Genomic DNA, 17644 nt, shown 5'->3' on the forward strand with positions numbered 1-17644 from the left:
TAGGAATTACGGAAATTAACGCCCACGGAGAGTGTGTAAGTCCTTTTGCCAAGGCAGAAGGCTGTTCTCGTAGAAGTGGGAATCTCCCTCCTCAAACGCCTAGGCGTTAGGAGGGAGTAATTCAACATGAAAAAACTGGTCATTGTATTTACTGTTATGCTGATGCTGGCAGGCATGGGGGCGGCATATGCTTCCGGGTATCTGCTGAATACCCAGAGCGGCAAGTTCCATTATGCAAGCTGCCGCACTATCAAGCATCCAAATTCGGCAAAGTTTGTGCCGGTAGAAAGCCGTGAGGAGGCTATTGCCCAGGGGTATCAGCCCTGCGGTGTCTGCAAGCCTTGATAGAGTTTTTTCAACAAGTGTTAATAATGCAATAATGTATGTGCATTATTATTTTTAGAAAAATTTTTATAGCTAAATACAAAAGTTAAGCGTACCTGTGATTGGTGCGCTTTGTTATTTTGCATAATAATTTTCGCTATTTTGCTTACATAAATTTATTTGTTTCAAAACAGACACGATAATCACCTAAAAATCAATTTGTTATACAAATGTCTACAAATAGAGGATTTGACTGAAAGATTTTACAATTGCAAAAAAATGCTGGACAAGATTACAAAAGTGTAGTATTATAGCAACCAATATATATGAAGTATCAATATTTGATATGAATCATATAGCTCATACAGAAAAAATATAGGGATTATAGAATTCAGGAAAGGTGTGGTAAGTATGAGTAACGTAGATAAGGCAGCGTTGGAATTGCATAAGGAAAATCAGGGTAAGCTGGAAATTGTCAGCAAGGTGGATCTGGGTTCCTCCAAGGATTTGACCTTGGCATATACGCCTGGTGTTGCGGCACCGTGCTTGGAAATAAAGGAAGATTATAACAAGATTTATGATTATACTACCAAATCCAATATGGTGGCTGTGGTAACCAATGGCACTGCTGTGCTGGGGCTGGGCAATATTGGAGCAGGTGCCGGACTGCCGGTTATGGAGGGAAAAGCGGTTCTTTTCAAGAGTTTTGCCGGTGTGGATGCCGTGCCTCTTTGCTTGAACTCCCGCAATGTGGATGATATTTGTCATACTGTGGAGATGCTGGAGCCTGGCTTTGGCGGCATTAACCTGGAGGATATCAAGGCACCTGAGTGCTTTGATATTGAGAACCGCCTGAAGGAAACCATGAATATACCTGTTTTCCATGATGACCAGCATGGCACTGCTGTGGTTGCTGTATCTGCATTGATGAATGGCTTCAAGCTGATTGGCAAGCGGTTCCGCGATGCCAAGGTTGTTGTAAATGGTGCCGGTGCTGCTGGCATGGCTATTACCCGTCTCTTGCAGGCTGTAGGAACCAGGCATATCATTCTCTGTGATACCAAGGGGGCTATTTATGAGGGCCGTGCCGAGGGCATGAACCCTTACAAGGAGGATATTGCCAGAATCACCAACAGGCGGAGGGAAGCCGGTGCCCTGGCTGATGTAATTAAGGGAGCCGATGTATTTATCGGTGTTTCTGTGGCAAAATGCGTAACTGAGGAAATGGTGCAGTCCATGAACAGGGATGCCATCATTATGGCTATGGCGAATCCGGAGCCTGAAATTATGCCGGAGCTGGCTAAAAAAGCTGGTGCCCGTATTATCTGCACCGGCCGCTCTGATTTCCCAAATCAGGTGAATAATCTGCTGGCCTTTCCTGGTATTTTCCGTGGTGCTTTGGATGTTAGGGCTACGGATATCAATACCGAGATGAAGATTGCTGCAGCTACTGCCATTGCATCCCTGATACCTGATGATGAGCTCAGGGAAGATAATATTATTATCAGCCCGTTTGACAAGCGGGTAGCCCCGAGGGTGGCTGCTGCGGTGGCACAGGCTGCTATTGATACTGGCGTGGCTACCAGGGATGGCATGACGGCGGAGCTGGTGGCTGAGCATACCATGGAGATGCTGGGTGCCTGAGCCGGTGTTGTACATCATTTTATAAAGATACTTGAAAGCCCCGATATAGAGCAGTGTATTGGGGCTTTTTGATTGCAGATATGCCGGATTTGTTGTATACTGTTGACTGAAATAGGTTGTGTGTTTGTGTGCATATACCTGGGGGAGTTGGAGCGGTCTGGCTCCTTTTTTGCTAATGAAAGGCCATATGTAGGAGTTATGACGGATGAATGAGTATGTTCTTGAGGTAAAGGAGTTCACGCGGAAATTTTGGCAGAATCAGCCTGTGCGCATATATCTTTTTGGTTCATGGGCAAGGGGGGGAGCAAAGCGTAGCTCAGATGTGGATATTGCCATTGAGTCAAGGGAGGATATGTCATTCCTAATAGGTGAATTTCGTGAAGCATTGGAAAATTCCTGTATTGTGTATAATGTAGATGTGGTGGATATGAATTTTGCAGCGGAATCGCTTTGCAAAAAAATCAGGGAAGAAGGGATAGTATGGAAAGACTGATGCAGCGAGTGGGACTAGCGCAAAAGGCTATCGGTAAGCTGCTGGAATTGTCCTGCAAGAAGGATTATACAGAGATAGAGCGTGATGCCCTGATACAGAGATTTGAGTTTTCCTATGAGTTGATTTGGAAGTGTGCTAAAGATTATTTGCGTGTTCATGATGGGATAGATTCGGCTTCGCCAAGGCGTGTAATCAGGGATTGCAGGGAGGTTGGCATTCTTGATGAGCAGGAAGTGAAGCTTGCCTTGCAGATGTCTGATGACAGAAATTTGACTGTTCATACTTATGATGAAGCGTTTGCCGAGGTGTTAGCTGGAAGAATAAGTGACTATGCTGTTTTTTTGCATACATGGTTAGAACGTATTATGGAGGAATTATGTTTGAGGTAATGGGCAGGCTGTGGGCAGCCATAACAGGCAATAATGGCAAACAGCAGGAAAAATCTGCAAAGCAGGACAGGCAGCAGGAACAGAATAAACTTAATAGGGAAAATGCGAAAAATATAACAAACGCGAAGAACATGCTTAATACTCAGAATATCCGGAATACACAGCATTTGCAGAATTTGCAGGATGTGCAGTGTGGCGGTGAGCCTGCCAGCATGCCTATTAGACGGCAGTATGCAGGAAGGCTTCCTATATGTGCAGGGTGCATGAATATAGGCGGCTGTGCCGGATTTTTCCCAGGCTGCGGCTGTTATGGCAGCAGCCATGATACGGTGAAGGTATCAGCAGGTGACTGGCACGGGCAGAAGAATTTCAGCAGGGGAAGCAGCATGGCTTCGCCGGAATTTGCTGCCTGGTGCGCCTTCATGGGCTATGCTGTGGCGGAGAGATACTGGGCGGAGTATGAGGACGTGTGGAATTATTATGAGGAAGCCCTGCATGAGTATGGCTCCGAGTATGAATTCTTTGATGAATATGCTGATGCTGAACAGTATGGGGATGAGTATGAATATGAATTCCCTGACGAATCTGCTGATGACGGATCATATGGGGATGATTATGAGCCTGATGCTGATGACCGGGATTCTTACAGCACATATGCCGATGACTATGGCTATGATTATAGCCATGATGATGACTAATAATTTAATATCACAAAACACAAAAGGCTTGCAGAAGCTGCCGTAAAAGCAGTGCTGCAAACCTTTTTTATTTTGCTCCATAAAATTTGCTGGAAATTTATGGGTGAATTTTAGTTGTAGATTTAAGCTTCAAGATTTTAGCTGTTTTCCGCCGCTTTTTTCTGCTGAAGATAAGCATCCATGGACTCAGCCACATGCTTGGCATCCTTTACAGCCAGCACTACGTTGAATGGCCCCATGACTACATCGCCGCCGGAGAATACGCCCTCTCGGGTGGTCTGGCCGTTTTCGTCAACCTCAATCAAGCCGCGCTCGTTGACTTCCACGCCGGTGGTGGTGCGGACAATCTTGTCCTTTGGCACCTGGCTCACTGCCACGATGGTGCTGTCTGCCGGGCAAAGCTCTGCGCCCTCTGTTACCAGATTGCCGTTCTCATCGTAGGAGGTGTCTACCATCAGCGGGCCATCCGGGGTAATCTCTACAGGGGACTTGCCGAACTCGAATACTACGCCGTCCGCCTGGGAATATTCGAACTCCTTCACGCTGGCAGATACCTTGTTGCGGCGGGCATAGACTGTAACGAAGCGGCTTCCCTTGCGGATGGCAGTACGGGCCACATCCATGGCGGAGTTGCCGGAGCCGATAACGGCTACACGCTCGCCCAGGTCGTAGCAGTCAGGGTTTTGCAGGTAGTCAACAGCAAAGTGGCAGTTGCCCAGGCTTTCGCCCTTTACGCCCAGTGCTCTCGGACGCCATACGCCGGAGCCGATGAAGATGGCATCATAGCCATCACGGAACAGGATGTCCAGATTGAGCGCACCGCCGATAGTGGTGTTCGGGCGGATGTGGATGCCCAGCTCCCTGAGCTTCTGGGTGTAGCGGTTCAGGATGCTCTGAGGCAGGCGGAAGTCAGGTATGCCGTAGCGCATCATGCCCCCTAGGTGCTCCATGCGCTCAAAAATAGTTACATTGTAGCCACGCTGGGCCAGCTTGACAGCCACGGTGAGGCCGGCAGGACCGGAGCCGATAATGGCTACATTCTGCCCCTTTGGAGGTTCGTGCTCCATGACAACCTTGTCCAGATAAGCATCGGAGATGTATTGCTCAATGCTGGAAATCTGCACAGAGGAGCCCTTGATACCTTGAATGCAGTGGCCCTCGCACTGGGCCTCATGGTCGCAGACCAGGGAACAGATAACGCTCATAGGGTTATTTTCAAACAGCATGGCACCTGCCTGATTGATTTTTCCGTCCAGAAAAAGGCGTATCATTTCCGGGATGTTGGTGTGGGCAGGACAGCCATTAATCTGGCACTGAGGTTTTTTGCACTGCAAGCAGCGGCGGGCTTCATTGATAACGTGAACAGCCATGTCTTTTTATCACCTATTTCTTTCTTTATAACGCTGGATACTTCTCATTCTTTTATTATATTTATGGAGAGTGCTATAGTCAATAAAAAATGCATATAATTAATAGCAAAAATAAAAAATTTCAATTTCAATAAACATGGCTTTTTGAAATGTAATAAGGCCCGTTCTCTAACGAGAACGAGCCTTTATTTCTCATGCAAATTATTTAGCCAAAGCATTTACTTTGCGAGCTAAACGAGACTTCTTGCGGTTTGCAGCATTCTTGTGATATACATGGTTTGCAGCAGCCTGATCGATAGTCTTGCAAGCGACAGTAAGGAGGGCTTTTGCTTCATCAGCGTTGCCAGCCTCAACAGCGTCCAATACCTTGCGGGAAGCAGTGCGAACACGGGACTTCTCAGCCAGATTCTTTGCATGGCGCTTTGCATCAGTCTTTACACTCAAAATAGAAGATTTAATATTTGGCAATTAATTCACCCCCTTGAAATTTCAGTACCTGCCTATTTTAGCATGAAGCCGCAAAAAATGCAACTTTTTTTTCACTATAACGGGTATTTGCTATTTGGCTAATGAATGAAAGGCATATTGCAGGGACAGCCGGGAAATATGGGGGCGGTTTTGGGGATATTGCAGGAAAAACGGCTGGCATGTTATAATAGTGTGAATATGTATGTAAGCTTGAGAGGAAGAAATGAATGGACAACAAGATGGATACTAAGAAAATTCGCAATTTTTCTATTATCGCCCATATAGACCACGGCAAGTCAACTATTGCCGACAGGCTGATTGAATACACAGGTACCCTGTCCAAGCGTGAAATGTCGGCACAGGTGCTGGACAACATGGACCTGGAGCGTGAGCGGGGCATCACCATCAAGGCGCAGACTGTACGCCTTGATTACAGGGGCAAGGACGGGGAGATGTACTGCCTGAACCTGATTGATACCCCGGGCCATGTGGACTTTACCTATGAGGTTTCCAGGAGCCTGGCTGCCTGCGAGGGTGCCCTTCTGATTGTGGATGCGGCCCAGGGGGTAGAGGCGCAGACCCTGGCCAATGTGTATATGGCTTTGGAGCATGATTTGGAGATTATCCCTGTCATCAACAAGATTGACCTGCCTAGTGCGGACCCTGACAGGGTAAAGCAGGAGATTGAGGATGTAATCGGGCTGGATGCCTCTGACGCCATCCTTGCCTCTGCCAAGACGGGACAGGGCATTGAGGAAATTCTTGATGCCATCGTGGAGAGGATTCCGGCACCGGCAGGTGACAGGGCAAAGCCGTTGCAGGCGCTGATTTTTGACTCCTATTTCGATGCCTACAAGGGGGCTATCGCCCATATCCGCGTTATGGACGGGGAAATCAAAAAGGGCAGCCAGCTGAAGCTTATGGCCACCGGCAAGACCTTTGAGGTGACGGAGCTGGGCTGCTTCCGCCCGGCTCTGATGGAGCTGCAGTCCCTGGGACCGGGGGCTGTAGGCTATGTGGCAGGTTCCTTGAAGCAGGTGGCTGATGTGCGGGTGGGCGATACCATCACCAGTGCCCTGAAGCCTGCACCGGAGCCGTTGCCTGGCTACCGCGGCGTAACGCCGATGGTGTACTGCGGCCTGTATCCTGTGGACAGTGCGGATTATGACAATCTGAAGGATGCCTTGGAAAAGCTGCAGCTCAATGATGCGGCATTAGTGTTTGAGCCGGAGACTTCTATTGCCTTGGGCTTTGGTTATCGCTGTGGCTTCTTGGGGCTTCTGCACATGGATGTTATTCAGGAGCGTCTGGAGCGTGAGTACAACCTGAAGCTGATTACTACGGCGCCAAGCGTTATTTACCATGTGCACAAGACTGACGGTGAGATGATTGCGGTGGATAACCCTTCCGACCTGCCGGACCCGACTACCATACAGTACATTGAAGAGCCTTATGTAAAGGCAACGGTTATCGTGCCAAACGATTTCGTAGGGGCTGTCATGGAAATTTCCCAGAACAAGCGGGGAGAGTTCAAGGGCATGGATTACCTGGATGTGAACCGCGTCATGATTGTGTACCACATTCCTCTGAGCGAGATTATCTATGATTATTTTGATAAGCTGAAGTCCTCCACCCGGGGCTATGCCTCCCTGGACTATGAGCTGGCAGACTATCAGCAGGCCAAGCTGGTGAAGCTGGACATTCTCCTGAACGGGGAGCCGGTGGATGCCCTTTCCACCATTGTGCATACTGACAGCGCGGCGGCCCGGGGCAGGCAGCTGGCTGCCAAGCTGAAGGAAATCATTCCTCAGCAGATGTTTGAAATCCCGATTCAGGCGGCTATCGGCAACAAGATTATTGCCCGGGAAAATGTCCGCGCCATGCGCAAGGATGTGCTGGCAAAATGCTACGGCGGCGATATTTCCCGAAAGAGAAAGCTTTTGGAAAAGCAGAAGGAAGGCAAGAAGCGCATGAAGTCCGTAGGCCGGGTGGAAGTGCCTCAGGAAGCATTTATGGCTATTCTCAAGATTGACTGATGGGAAAATGCATAACCATTTGCTGAATTCTATATAACAGCTATATGGCAGCTGAATGAAGGAAGGCCGTTGTAAAAAATGCAATTTTGCAACGGTCTCTTTTTGTGTTTTTTCGTTGATTTTGGTATAATATATAAGGATATTTATCTTTAATTGTGCAGTGCGGCACGGAAGGGCGGTTTCGCCATCTGTAGCGGCACGGCGTTTTATAGTTTTTTCAGGTGGTGACAAAATGAATTCGCTTTTGCGTGTAGGAATCGATGTCGGTTCAACCACGATTAAAGTCGTAGTTCTAAACAAGGAAAGAAAGTTGGTCTACAAGAAATATGCACGGCATTTTTCTGAGATCAACGCTGTACTCAAAGAGAATTTGGCGGCTTTGGGCCATGTGGTGGAGGGAAAGAAATTCTCTCTGGCCCTGACAGGTTCTGCGGGAATGGGCATTGCCGAGCGTATCGGGCTGCCTTTCGTGCAGGAGGTAATTGCTTGCGCTGCTGCCGTAAAGGAGCTCATTCCCCATACGGATACAGTAGTGGAGCTGGGAGGCGAAGACGCCAAGGTGACATATTTTGGTGAGGCTCCGGAGCAGAGGATGAACGGCGTATGCGCTGGAGGAACCGGCTCCTTTATTGACCAGATGGCATCCCTGCTCTCAACTGATGCGCCGGGCCTGAATGCTTTGGCGGAGAAGGGCAGGCAGATTTATACTATAGCTTCCCGCTGCGGCGTTTTTGCCAAGACGGATATTCAGGCGTTGATGAATGATGGTGCGGAAAAGGCTGATATTGCCCTGTCTATTTTTCAGGCAGTGGTGAATCAGACCATTGGCAATCTGGCACAGGGAAGGCCTATTGATGGCAATGTGGCATTTTTGGGCGGTCCTCTGCATTTCCTGCCGGAGCTGAAAAAACGCTTTATTGAAACTTTAAAGCTGACACCGGAACATATTGTAGATGTAGAGGACGGCAACTACTTTGTGGCAGTAGGGGCGGCGATTTCTGAGGAAGCCCGGCCTGTCACCATGGAGCAGGTTAATGAAAGCGTGGCAAAGACGGAACAGGTTATGGCTGCCGAGGAACGGCAGGCAGATTTTGTGCTGTTTGAAAAGCCTGCTGATTATGAGGAGTTTAAGGCGCGGCACGACAGGGACAGGGTTCCCCGTGCTGACCTGAGCACCTACAAGGGGCCTGTGTATCTGGGCATAGATGCAGGCTCAACTACCACCAAGCTGGCTGTTATCGGCAGGAACAAGGAGCTTTTGTATACTTCTTATGGAAGCAATCAGGGCTCTCCCTTGCAGACGGTAGTCAGGGAACTGAGGGAGCTGTACGGTGCCATGAACAAGGACACCTATATCGCTTCCACCTTTACCACCGGCTATGGAGAGGCGATAGTCAAGGCCGCCCTTCATGCTGATGATGGCGAGGTGGAGACCTTTGCCCATCTTCGGGCGGCACAGGAATTCTGCCCAGAAGTGTCCTTTGTGCTGGACATTGGCGGCCAGGACATGAAGTGCTTTTATGTTCACAAGGGCAGCATCGGCAGCATTATCCTGAACGAGGCATGCTCGGCAGGCTGCGGCTCCTTTATTGAGAATTTTGCCCAGAGCCTGAAGCTGACTGCCGGGGAATTCGCTGCCAAGGCACTGGAGTCCAAGGCACCGGTAGACCTGGGCACCCGTTGCACGGTGTTCATGAATTCCAAGGTAAAGCAGGCTCAGAAGGATGGGGCGGAGGTTGGCGACATCTCTGCCGGTATTGCCCTGTCTGTTATCAAGAACGCCCTGTTCAAGGTAATGCAGCTGAAGGATGTGAGCACCCTGGGTGACCATATCGTGGTGCAGGGGGGAACCTTCTACAACGATGCGGTGCTGCGCTCCATGGAGCTGCTTTTGGGCAAGCATGTCATCCGTCCTGATATTGCAGGGCTGATGGGGGCTTATGGTGCGGCTATCCTGGCATTGGAGTCCGGCGGCATCAGGTCTGAGCTTTTGCCACCGGAGCAGCTGGAAAGCTTTTCCGTCAAGACAAAATCCTTCCGCTGCCATGGCTGCGGCAATGCCTGCCTGGTAACGGTACAGAATTTCCCTGACGGGGGACGCTATTTTACCGGCAACCGCTGCGAGCGGGGTGCAGGCAAGGAAAAGCAGGCGGCAAAGGTGCAGAATATCTACCGCTTCAAATATGACAGGCTGTTTAACTATTATCAGCCTTTGCAGGCTGCGCCACGGGGCAAAATCGGTATTCCCCGGGTGCTTAACATGTACGAGGATTATCCATTCTGGTTCACCCTTTTGACCAGGCTGGGCTATGAGGTGGTGCTGTCCGGTGAGTCCTCCGCCCACATGTATTACAAGGGCATGGACACTGTGCCATCCGACTCCCTCTGCTATCCTGCCAAGCTGGCTCACGGCCATATTATGGATTTGGTGGAAAAGGGACTGAAAAAGATTTTCTATCCTTGCCTGCCCTACAATATGGAGGACGAGGAAAACAAGTCAGATAATCATTTCAACTGCCCTGTAGTGGCTTCCTATGCAGAAAATATCCGGGGCAATATGGATATTTTGCAGGAAAATAATGTTGATTTCATTCAGCCTTTCCTGCCGATTCACAGCCCGAAGCACATGGTAAAGAGGCTCTGCCAGGAGCTGGGTGGCCGTGAGGGCATCAGCAAATCTGAGATTAAGTCTGCCTGCGAGGCAGCCTATGCCGAGCTGGAGGCCTACCGTCAGGAGGTGCGCCGGAAGGGGCAGGAGATTTTGCAGGAGGCAGAGAGGGATGGCAGGCATGTGATTTTGCTGGCTGGTCGCCCTTATCACATGGACCCGGAAATCAATCACGGCATCCCGGAGATGATTCAGTCCTACGACTTGCCGATTATTTCCGAGGATGCGGTATACCATATGCCTGTGCAGTCTGAGCCATTGAAGATTGTAAATCAGTGGAGCTATCATGCACGGCTTTACCATGCGGCTCATTATGTGGCGGAGCATGCTAATGTGACCATGATTCAGTTCAGCTCCTTCGGCTGCGGCCTGGATGCCATCACTACGGGGCAGGTGAAGTCCATTCTTGAGGACCATGAACGGATTTATACCATGATTAAGCTGGACGATGTGAGCAATCTGGGGGCGGCACGCATCCGCCTGCGTTCCTTGATGGCGGCACTGGCAAGGCGCAGGCCGGTGAAGTTCCAGGCATTGGAGATTGCGGAGCGTCCTCATTTTACTGAGGAATGCAAGCACAGGCACACCATCCTGGCACCCCAGATGGCACCGATTCACTTCGAGCTGTTCGGGCCGGTGCTGAAAAAATTCGGCTATAACGTAATTGTACCGCCGATGCCGCGGTCTGCGGTGGATGTGGGACTGAAATATGTCCACAACGATATGTGCTACCCTGCCATCGTGGTTATCGGGCAGCTGATTAATGCCATTCAGAGCGGTATCTGCGATCCGGACAACACATCTATTATGCTGTTCCAGACCTGCGGTGCCTGCCGTGCCACCAACTATATGAATGTGCTGCGCATGGCATTGAAGGATGCAGGTTATCCTCAGATTCCTGTTTTTGCAGTCTGGGGCTTGGAGACAGATGCCTTCAAGCTGGACAGGGACAGCCTTACTGAGGCAATCAAGGCAGCGGTTTATGGCGATGTGCTGATGAATGTTAAGAACCGCACCATGCCTTATGAGCTGAACAAGGGAGAAACCCAGGCTGTCTATGACAAGTGGATGGCAAAATGCAAGGAGGAGCTTTCCAGGGAAAAGAGCGGCTACAAGCGGTTTGCCAATAATATCCACGCCATGGTGCGGGATTTTGAAGCTATTCCTATTGACGAAAACCTGTGGAAGCCAAAGGTGGGTATCGTAGGTGAAATCCTTGCCAAGTACCATCCTGTGGCGAATAATCATATTGAAAGGGTGCTTTTTGAGGAAGGTGCCGAGGTGGTAATGCCTGATTTCGTGGACTTCTTCATGTACAGTGCCTATGATGCTGTGGTAAAGAGGGAGCTTTTGGACGGCAGCCTCAAGAGCAAGCTCATGGCGCAGATGTTCATTCATCTCATGGAGTTCTACCGCCGTCCGGTGCGCAGTGCCATGAAGCATAGCAAGCGGTATCTGCCGCCGCATACCATCGGGGAGATTGCAAGGCTGGCAAAGGAGCACGTTTCTTTGGGCAATATGGCTGGCGAGGGCTGGTTCCTTACCGGCGAGATGGTGAAGCTCATCAGGCACGGGGTACCAAATGTGGTGTGCCTGCAGCCTTTTGGCTGCCTGCCGAACCATATCACCGGCAAGGGGGTTATCCATAGCCTGCGCAACCACTACAAGGAAGCAAATATCCTGGCCATTGACTGCGATGCCGGTGCCAGCGAGGTGAATCAGCTGAATCGCATCAAGCTTATGCTGTCAGTGGCCAAGGAGAAAAATCCCCAGCTGCATTCTGCCGGCCGGGGACAGAAGAAAGCGTGATGGACGAGCATTATGAAGAAAAAATATAAGGCGACGATTGCCCTTGCCATCAGCGTGGCAGGGGCGGCGGGCACCGCAGGGCTGGCTAAGGCAGGCTTCTGGGGCGGCATGCTCCACAACGGCTTTCTGGCTGCCACCATCGGCGGCATGGCTGACTGGTTTGCTGTAACCGCTCTGTTCAGGAAGCCCTTGGGCATTTCCTACCGCACGGAGATTATTATCAGGAACCGCCAGCGCATCATGCAGGCAGTGGTGGATTTTGCCGGCAATGACCTGCTGGGAGCGGATAATGTGATGAAGTTTGTCCGCCAGCAGGACACGGCAGTATTTATGAAGGAATTCCTGGTTAAGAATGGCGAAGCCATGCTGCTGCCTGCGGTGGACAGGATGGCGCTGCAGCTTCAGCAGGGGCTCAGCCCCAAGGTGCTGGCCAGGGAGCTGGCACCGGGGCTGGGGGATATGCTGGGCAGGGTGCAGCTGGACAGGCTGGCAGCCGATTTTTTAGCAGGCCTGTCAAGGCAGGAAAGTGCAGGTCATATCCTGCACCTTTTGGCAGCCTCGGCAGAGGAGCTTCTTGAAGATGAGGAGCTGCGGCAGCTTTTGGTACGCTATGCAGATGATGTGCTGACGGAGTATGGCGATGCATCCGGCGGCAGGTCGTTTCTTATCGGGCTGATGGGCATGACCGGTGAGCGGATTGCGGACATGCTGCTGGAAAAGGGCAGAGGCTTTTTGAAGGAGCTGGCGGAAAATCCGGCAGCGGAGGAAAGGGCGGCAGCCTGGCTGGGGGACCGGCTCAGTGAGCTGGCAGAAACGCCTGCTGTAGTTGACGGGCTGATGAATGTGCTGGAGGACTTGCAGGCGCAGGAAAAGCTGGCAGGTATGCTGGAGCAGGTGCTGGCGGAGCTTTTGGCAGGTGACAGGCTGGCAGGCTGGCTGCATGGCATGGCAGAGTCTGCCATGAAGCAGTTTATTGAAAACAGCCAGATGCAGCAGAGGGCTGATGCCATGCTTAAGGACTGGCTGGAGTCAGAGCTTCAGGGGCACCACGATGTAATTGCGGGCATGATAGAGGAACGGCTCAGCAGGCTATCTGACAAGGAGCTGGTTGAGTTTACGGAGGAAAAGGTGGCAGATGACCTGCAAATGATACGCATTAACGGCTCAGTGGTGGGAGCGATAGCAGGTATGGCACTTTATGCCGTAATATATGCAGCAGGGCAGGTGTTGGGAGTATGATATGGCAGAATTGGAACAAGGCTGACAGGACGCTTCTGGCAGCAGCGGTTATTTTTCTGTTTGCCCTTTGCCTGCAGGTGCAGTATCCGGGCAATACGTTTGCCGCAGGTTTTTTGTTCTGTGCCGAGGCGGCACTGGTGGGGGGTATTGCCGATTGGTTTGCGGTAACGGCACTTTTCGAGAAGCCTCTTGGCTTTCCCTGGCATACGGCAATTTTGCCTCGCAGGCGGCAGTCCTTTATTGAGGCAACAGGCAGGATGTTGCAGAGGGAGTTTTTTGGCAAGAAAGCTTTGGTAGCCAAGGTAAAGAGGATAGATTTTGCCGGCAAGCTCCTGGGCTGGCTGGAAAGGCCGGAGAGCAGGCTGCTGGTGGCGAAATGGCTGGCTGACCGGGGCAGGAACTGGCTGGAGGCGCAGGATGGCACTAGCTTGTCAGGCGTGCTTGCTGCCAGGCTGGGGGATTTGGCAGCAGGCAGCATGACACCGGAGAGGATAAGGAGCTTCCTTCTGTATGGGGCGAAGGAGCTGGAGACCGTGGCCAGACAGCCGGAATTTTCGGCAAAAATAGAGGCAGGCCTTGATGGATACATCAGCTCCAAGCTGCAGGGGCCTATGGCCATGATGATGGCTGGCTTTGCCCAGTCCGTGAATGTGCTGAATACAGAGGAAGCTGCCGGCTTGATCAAGGACAGGTGCATCCTGTTCCTGGAAAGGGTGCAGCAGGAGGAGTCTGAGGAAGCGGAACAGCTTCAGGCCATGGCAGAAAAAATTTCCTGTTTTTTACAAAAAAATTTTGCAGCCAGGCAGGAATTAGACCATGCTGTGTTGAATTCTGTACAAAGGTTAAATTTAAATGAATATTTGTTCAATGCAACTGATGAAAGAGATATATTAGATGGTCAGTTGCAGGAGCTGGCCGGGAGCATTGTGCAGGTGGTATATGGGATGCTTCGGGAAAATAGCTCACTGCAAAGGGAGGTCAGCGGTATCTGTTACCAGCTGGCAGCCCGTGGTGTCATGCAGGCTCAGGAGATGCTGGGCAGTATTGCCGGGGATGTGCTGGGCACCATGACGGATGAGCAGATTAATCGTTTGGTCTATGACAAGGCGGAGCCTGATTTGCTGTGGATACGCATGAATGGTTCCATAGTGGGAGCGGCTATCGGCCTTGTGATATTTGCAGTAATGCAATTTATTTAAAGTTTTACAAGGTAAAAGGTAAGAAAAGGCGGGGGTATCAAAAATGAAAGGGAAATTAATTTTGTGTCATGTGCTCTGCACGGCAATAGGCTGTATTGCCGGTGGGGTGGCTGCATCCGGCATCGGGGTGTTTGGCGGTGCAGTTTTGGCGATTGTAGTGGCAGGTGTGCTGGGGAGTATTGGCATCAGCAAGGTCGTGGCGGAGGATGAGCCGATGCCGTCCATGCAGCCTGTGCTGAAACCGGCAGCAAAGAGCACGGCGGTGGAAAAAGCCGCATCACCGGCAGCATCCGGGGGCGTTTCCGTGCCTGAGCTGAAGGTGGATATGCTGGGGCTTTCCGAGGAGATGGCCTTTGCCTCCCAGCAGCTGGTATGGGGCATCGGCCAGTTTCAGACTGCCCTGAACAAGCTGGGGGAGCTGGCCAACAATATCAGTGCCCAGTCCGAGGGCAATGCCAGCAGCCTGGAGGAAGCATCGGCAGGGGTCATGGAGATTGCTACGGCAGCCAGCGATATATCCGAAACAGCCCAGTCCAGCCTGGCCCAGTGCCAGTCCTCCACCAATCTGGTGGAGAAGTACCAGAGGGAGATTAACGAGGTCAGCCGTGCCATCAAGAACGTGGGCGGCGTGGTTCAGAAGGCTGTGGTTGAAATCAATGAGCTGAACAATGCCTCTGAGAAGATTGCCAATTTCGTTGAGAAAATCCGTGGCATTGCCAGCCAGACCAACCTTTTGGCACTGAATGCCGCCATTGAGGCTGCCCGTGCCGGGGAGCATGGCAAGGGATTTGCCGTGGTAGCGGAGGAAGTGCGCAAGCTGGCGGCAGAGAGTGAGGAGACTACCAAGGAAATAGAGGAGATTGTCAACGAGATTACGGGCACTACTGCCGGTGTGACCAAGCGGATGCAGGAGGGCAGCACCAGTCTTTTGTCCGTGGAGACCATGGCGGATGAGTCTGCTGCGGCCATGTCCGAGATGGTAAGCAATATCCATACTATTGAGAATGTGGTGGACAATCTCAGCAGCATGTCCAGCAAGCAGCGTGATACTACGGATGAGATGGCGAAGGTTATTGAGACCATCGGCCAGGCTACTGTGGATATTGCGGCTCATACCCGTGAGACCAATGACAGCGTGGGGCATCAGATGAATAACATGGAGGCTATTCATGAGTATGCCCAGTCCCTTTTGGTGGTGGCAGAACGGTTGCAGGAATCTGCTGTGGTATTCAAGAAGCCGAATGAGCTGATTTTTGCTATCAATCCGTTTACTGCCCCGGAGAAAATCCGGCAGGATTATATGCCTATCCTGATAGAGGTGGGCAAGCAGATTGGTTACCGGGCCAGGACCATTATCGTAAACGACTATGATGCCCTTGGAACGGCTTTGAAAAATGGCACGGCAGATATTGGCTGGTTCTCACCGGCTGCCTACGTATCCACCAGGAATCAGCTGAACATCAAGCCGCTGGTAACGCCAAAGATGAACAATGCTACCTCCTATACCGGCTATATCATTGCCAAGAAGGGCAGTGGCATTAAGTCACTGGATGATTTGGCCGGCAGGAGCTTTGCCTTTGTGGACAAGAAGTCAGCTTCCGGCTATGTATATCCGAAGGCAGCGCTTCTGGAAAACGGCAAGAACCCTGAGACATATTTTTCCTCCACCAGCTTTATGGGCAGCCACAACAAGGTGATTGATGCGGTGCTCAGCGGCGAGGTGCAGGCAGGTGCCACTTATTCTGATGCCTTTGAGGCAGCAGGAGCAAAGGCAGCTGACAATCTGGAAATTATCTTCCGGACGGAGCCTATACCGAAGGATGTTATTGCTGTCGCACCGGGCGTGCCGGATGAGGTTGCCCAGCTTCTGACCAAGGCCTTTGAGAACATCCGGGAGGGTGTAGGTGCCGGCGGCCAGGCCATGCAGGCAGCCAAGATCAATGGCTTTGTGGAGTCAGATGATGCCAACTATGACGTGGTAAGAAAGGCATTGTCCCTGACCTGATATATGGCTCTGCCATGGCAGGCAGTGAAGTTTTCACGTTATATAAAAATAAAAAGAGATTGTCCCTGGCCTGGGGCAGTCTCTTTTTTGCTTGCTATGGATTTGATTTTGCTGCTGAATGCTTTTAATTTTTAAATGAAGCGGAATTTTTTGCCGGGGGTGATGTATTTTAGCAGCCTTTGCTCAAGGGGCGGGAGATGTCCCAGCACGTTGATGCGCCGGTCAGGGGGCAGGTCTGTTTTGGTAATCTGCAGCTCACCCTGATAACGCTGGTATAGCTGATTGTCAAGGGTGATGGTTCCGGCAGGCCGTGGCAGGGCTGGTTTCTGCCGGGGCGCAATAGCAGCAGTACTGGCTGGCTGACCTGCTGCGTTTTGCTGCTTTTTTAGCAGCTCGGCGGTCAGGTGGCGGCTTTCCACGGTGCGCAGTACATCCCGTGCCTCATCCGGGCGGGCAGTGAAGACATTGCTGCACAGTTCCTTTTCTAAAGGAGTTAGCTCAGGCAGCCATTCAGGTTGTAATGCAATGGATGAGCCATCAAGTTCTGCCAGTGCGGAAAGCTCCTGCTCCGCTGGCAGGGAGTCAGCGATGAAGATGCAGTCCATGCCCATGGCCGCCAGGTGACGGATGGCAAAGCTGAAGCTGGTTTCCCGGTGCAGCTCCAGGGTAGGAAGTCCTGCCTTCAAGGGGCTGCGGGGGCGGGCAAAGCTTGGCACAAAGGCACCTGTCTTTATGCCATGGCATTGCAGGAGATGTGTCTTTGTCAGGGTGAAAGCTTCGGAAAGCCCTGTGTTTTCCCGGGGAAAAAAGTTGTGGAGGGCTTCCAGCCTGTCCAGGCAGCAGCCCTGCTGCTGCAATTTCTCAAGGGTGCCTTCGTTTAAAACAGAGGCGTTGAGCTGCAAGCTGATGCCCATGCCGTTTTGGCTGAGCTTTGCAATCTGTGCAGCCGTAAAGCCATCATCCAGCCGCAAGGTGCGCAGTCCCTTCTGATAAAGCCGGGGCAGGGAGAATTCCTCTATGCCAAGAAGCTCCAGGCTGGCGGGGGAAATGTCCGAGATGACATCCATGTCCAGCTTATCTGCCAGCTGCAAAAGCTCCTGCAGCTGCCTGGCAAAGGATTCCTTGCTGGTCTCCGGGATTTGCAGGGAGGTAAAAATTCTGGTTATGCCCAGCCGGGCGGCAGACTGGATGAGGGCAATATTTTCTTCCGGTGTATTATCCAGGCCGGGATAGATTGAGATGCCTTTTTTCATGATTTTCCAGCTCCTATTATGGACAGTATAATATGATAGTATACATATT

The 17644-nt window shown here is 51.3% G+C and carries 13 protein-coding genes; 10 read left to right on the top strand and 3 right to left on the bottom strand.

Features of this window, described 5'->3' with window-relative positions; all coding sequences use genetic code 11:
• Positions 1-126: 126 nt before the first annotated feature.
• The 5 genes from FYJ84_RS06800 to FYJ84_RS06820 all read left to right on the top strand — a co-directional run bounded on the left by FYJ84_RS06800 (position 127) and on the right by FYJ84_RS06820 (position 3548).
• Positions 127-345: a nuclease gene (locus FYJ84_RS06800; RefSeq protein WP_154406845.1), complete on the top strand. Its 219-nt coding sequence runs from the start codon at positions 127-129 to the stop codon at positions 343-345.
• A gap of 390 nt (positions 346-735) precedes the next feature.
• Entirely contained in the window at positions 736-1968 is a 1233-nt protein-coding gene (locus FYJ84_RS06805; RefSeq protein ID WP_154406846.1) for an NAD(P)-dependent malic enzyme, read from the top strand.
• Positions 1969-2173: 205 nt separating this feature from the next.
• On the top strand, positions 2174-2461 hold the full coding sequence (locus FYJ84_RS06810; protein WP_154406847.1) for a nucleotidyltransferase family protein: 288 nt from the start codon (positions 2174-2176) through the stop codon (positions 2459-2461).
• Complete coding sequence (locus tag FYJ84_RS06815; RefSeq protein WP_154406848.1) at positions 2449-2850, top strand: HI0074 family nucleotidyltransferase substrate-binding subunit; 402 nt, start codon at positions 2449-2451, stop codon at positions 2848-2850. The genes FYJ84_RS06810 and FYJ84_RS06815 overlap by 13 nt, the downstream gene beginning before the upstream one ends.
• Positions 2838-3548, top strand: coding sequence for a hypothetical protein (locus FYJ84_RS06820; RefSeq protein ID WP_154406849.1), 711 nt, complete (start codon positions 2838-2840; stop codon positions 3546-3548). The genes FYJ84_RS06815 and FYJ84_RS06820 overlap by 13 nt, the downstream gene beginning before the upstream one ends.
• Before the next feature lie 137 nt (positions 3549-3685).
• Here FYJ84_RS06820 and FYJ84_RS06825 read toward each other — a convergent pair whose 3' ends face one another.
• Together FYJ84_RS06825 and rpsT are read right to left on the bottom strand one after the other, a co-directional pair.
• A complete protein-coding gene (locus tag FYJ84_RS06825) occupies positions 3686-4918 on the bottom strand; it encodes an NAD(P)-dependent oxidoreductase (RefSeq protein WP_154406850.1) in 1233 nt (410 codons plus the stop codon).
• 201 nt (positions 4919-5119) lie between these two features.
• The gene (rpsT, locus tag FYJ84_RS06830; RefSeq protein ID WP_154406851.1) at positions 5120-5386 is read right to left on the bottom strand and encodes a 30S ribosomal protein S20; all 267 of its coding nucleotides are present in this window, start codon (positions 5384-5386) and stop codon (positions 5120-5122) included.
• 239 nt (positions 5387-5625) lie between these two features.
• On the opposite strand from rpsT, the gene lepA reads away from it, so the two are divergent.
• From lepA to phnD, 5 genes are all read left to right on the top strand, one after another.
• Positions 5626-7422: a translation elongation factor 4 gene (gene lepA / locus FYJ84_RS06835; protein WP_154406916.1), complete on the top strand. Its 1797-nt coding sequence runs from the start codon at positions 5626-5628 to the stop codon at positions 7420-7422.
• 232 nt (positions 7423-7654) lie between these two features.
• The gene (locus FYJ84_RS06840) at positions 7655-11899 is read left to right on the top strand and encodes an acyl-CoA dehydratase activase-related protein (RefSeq protein WP_154406852.1); all 4245 of its coding nucleotides are present in this window, start codon (positions 7655-7657) and stop codon (positions 11897-11899) included.
• A gap of 12 nt (positions 11900-11911) precedes the next feature.
• Positions 11912-13138 (top strand): DUF445 domain-containing protein, encoded by a 1227-nt coding sequence (locus tag FYJ84_RS06845; protein ID WP_154406853.1) that lies wholly within the window; start codon positions 11912-11914, stop codon positions 13136-13138.
• A complete protein-coding gene (locus FYJ84_RS06850) occupies positions 13135-14337 on the top strand; it encodes a DUF445 domain-containing protein (RefSeq protein ID WP_154406854.1) in 1203 nt (400 codons plus the stop codon). The genes FYJ84_RS06845 and FYJ84_RS06850 overlap by 4 nt, the downstream gene beginning before the upstream one ends.
• Positions 14338-14380: 43 nt before the next feature.
• Positions 14381-16342, top strand: a complete 1962-nt coding sequence (phnD, locus tag FYJ84_RS06855; RefSeq protein ID WP_154406855.1) for a phosphate/phosphite/phosphonate ABC transporter substrate-binding protein — start codon at positions 14381-14383, stop codon at positions 16340-16342.
• A 131-nt stretch (positions 16343-16473) separates the two neighbouring features.
• On the opposite strand, the gene FYJ84_RS06860 is transcribed toward phnD, so the two are convergent.
• Positions 16474-17595, bottom strand: coding sequence for a DUF871 domain-containing protein (locus FYJ84_RS06860; RefSeq protein WP_154406856.1), 1122 nt, complete (start codon positions 17593-17595; stop codon positions 16474-16476).
• Positions 17596-17644: the final 49 nt, after the last annotated feature.

It is taken from the genome of Anaerovibrio slackiae, from assembly GCF_009695585.1.
Taxonomy (GTDB): Bacteria; Bacillota; Negativicutes; order Selenomonadales; family Selenomonadaceae; genus Anaerovibrio; species Anaerovibrio slackiae.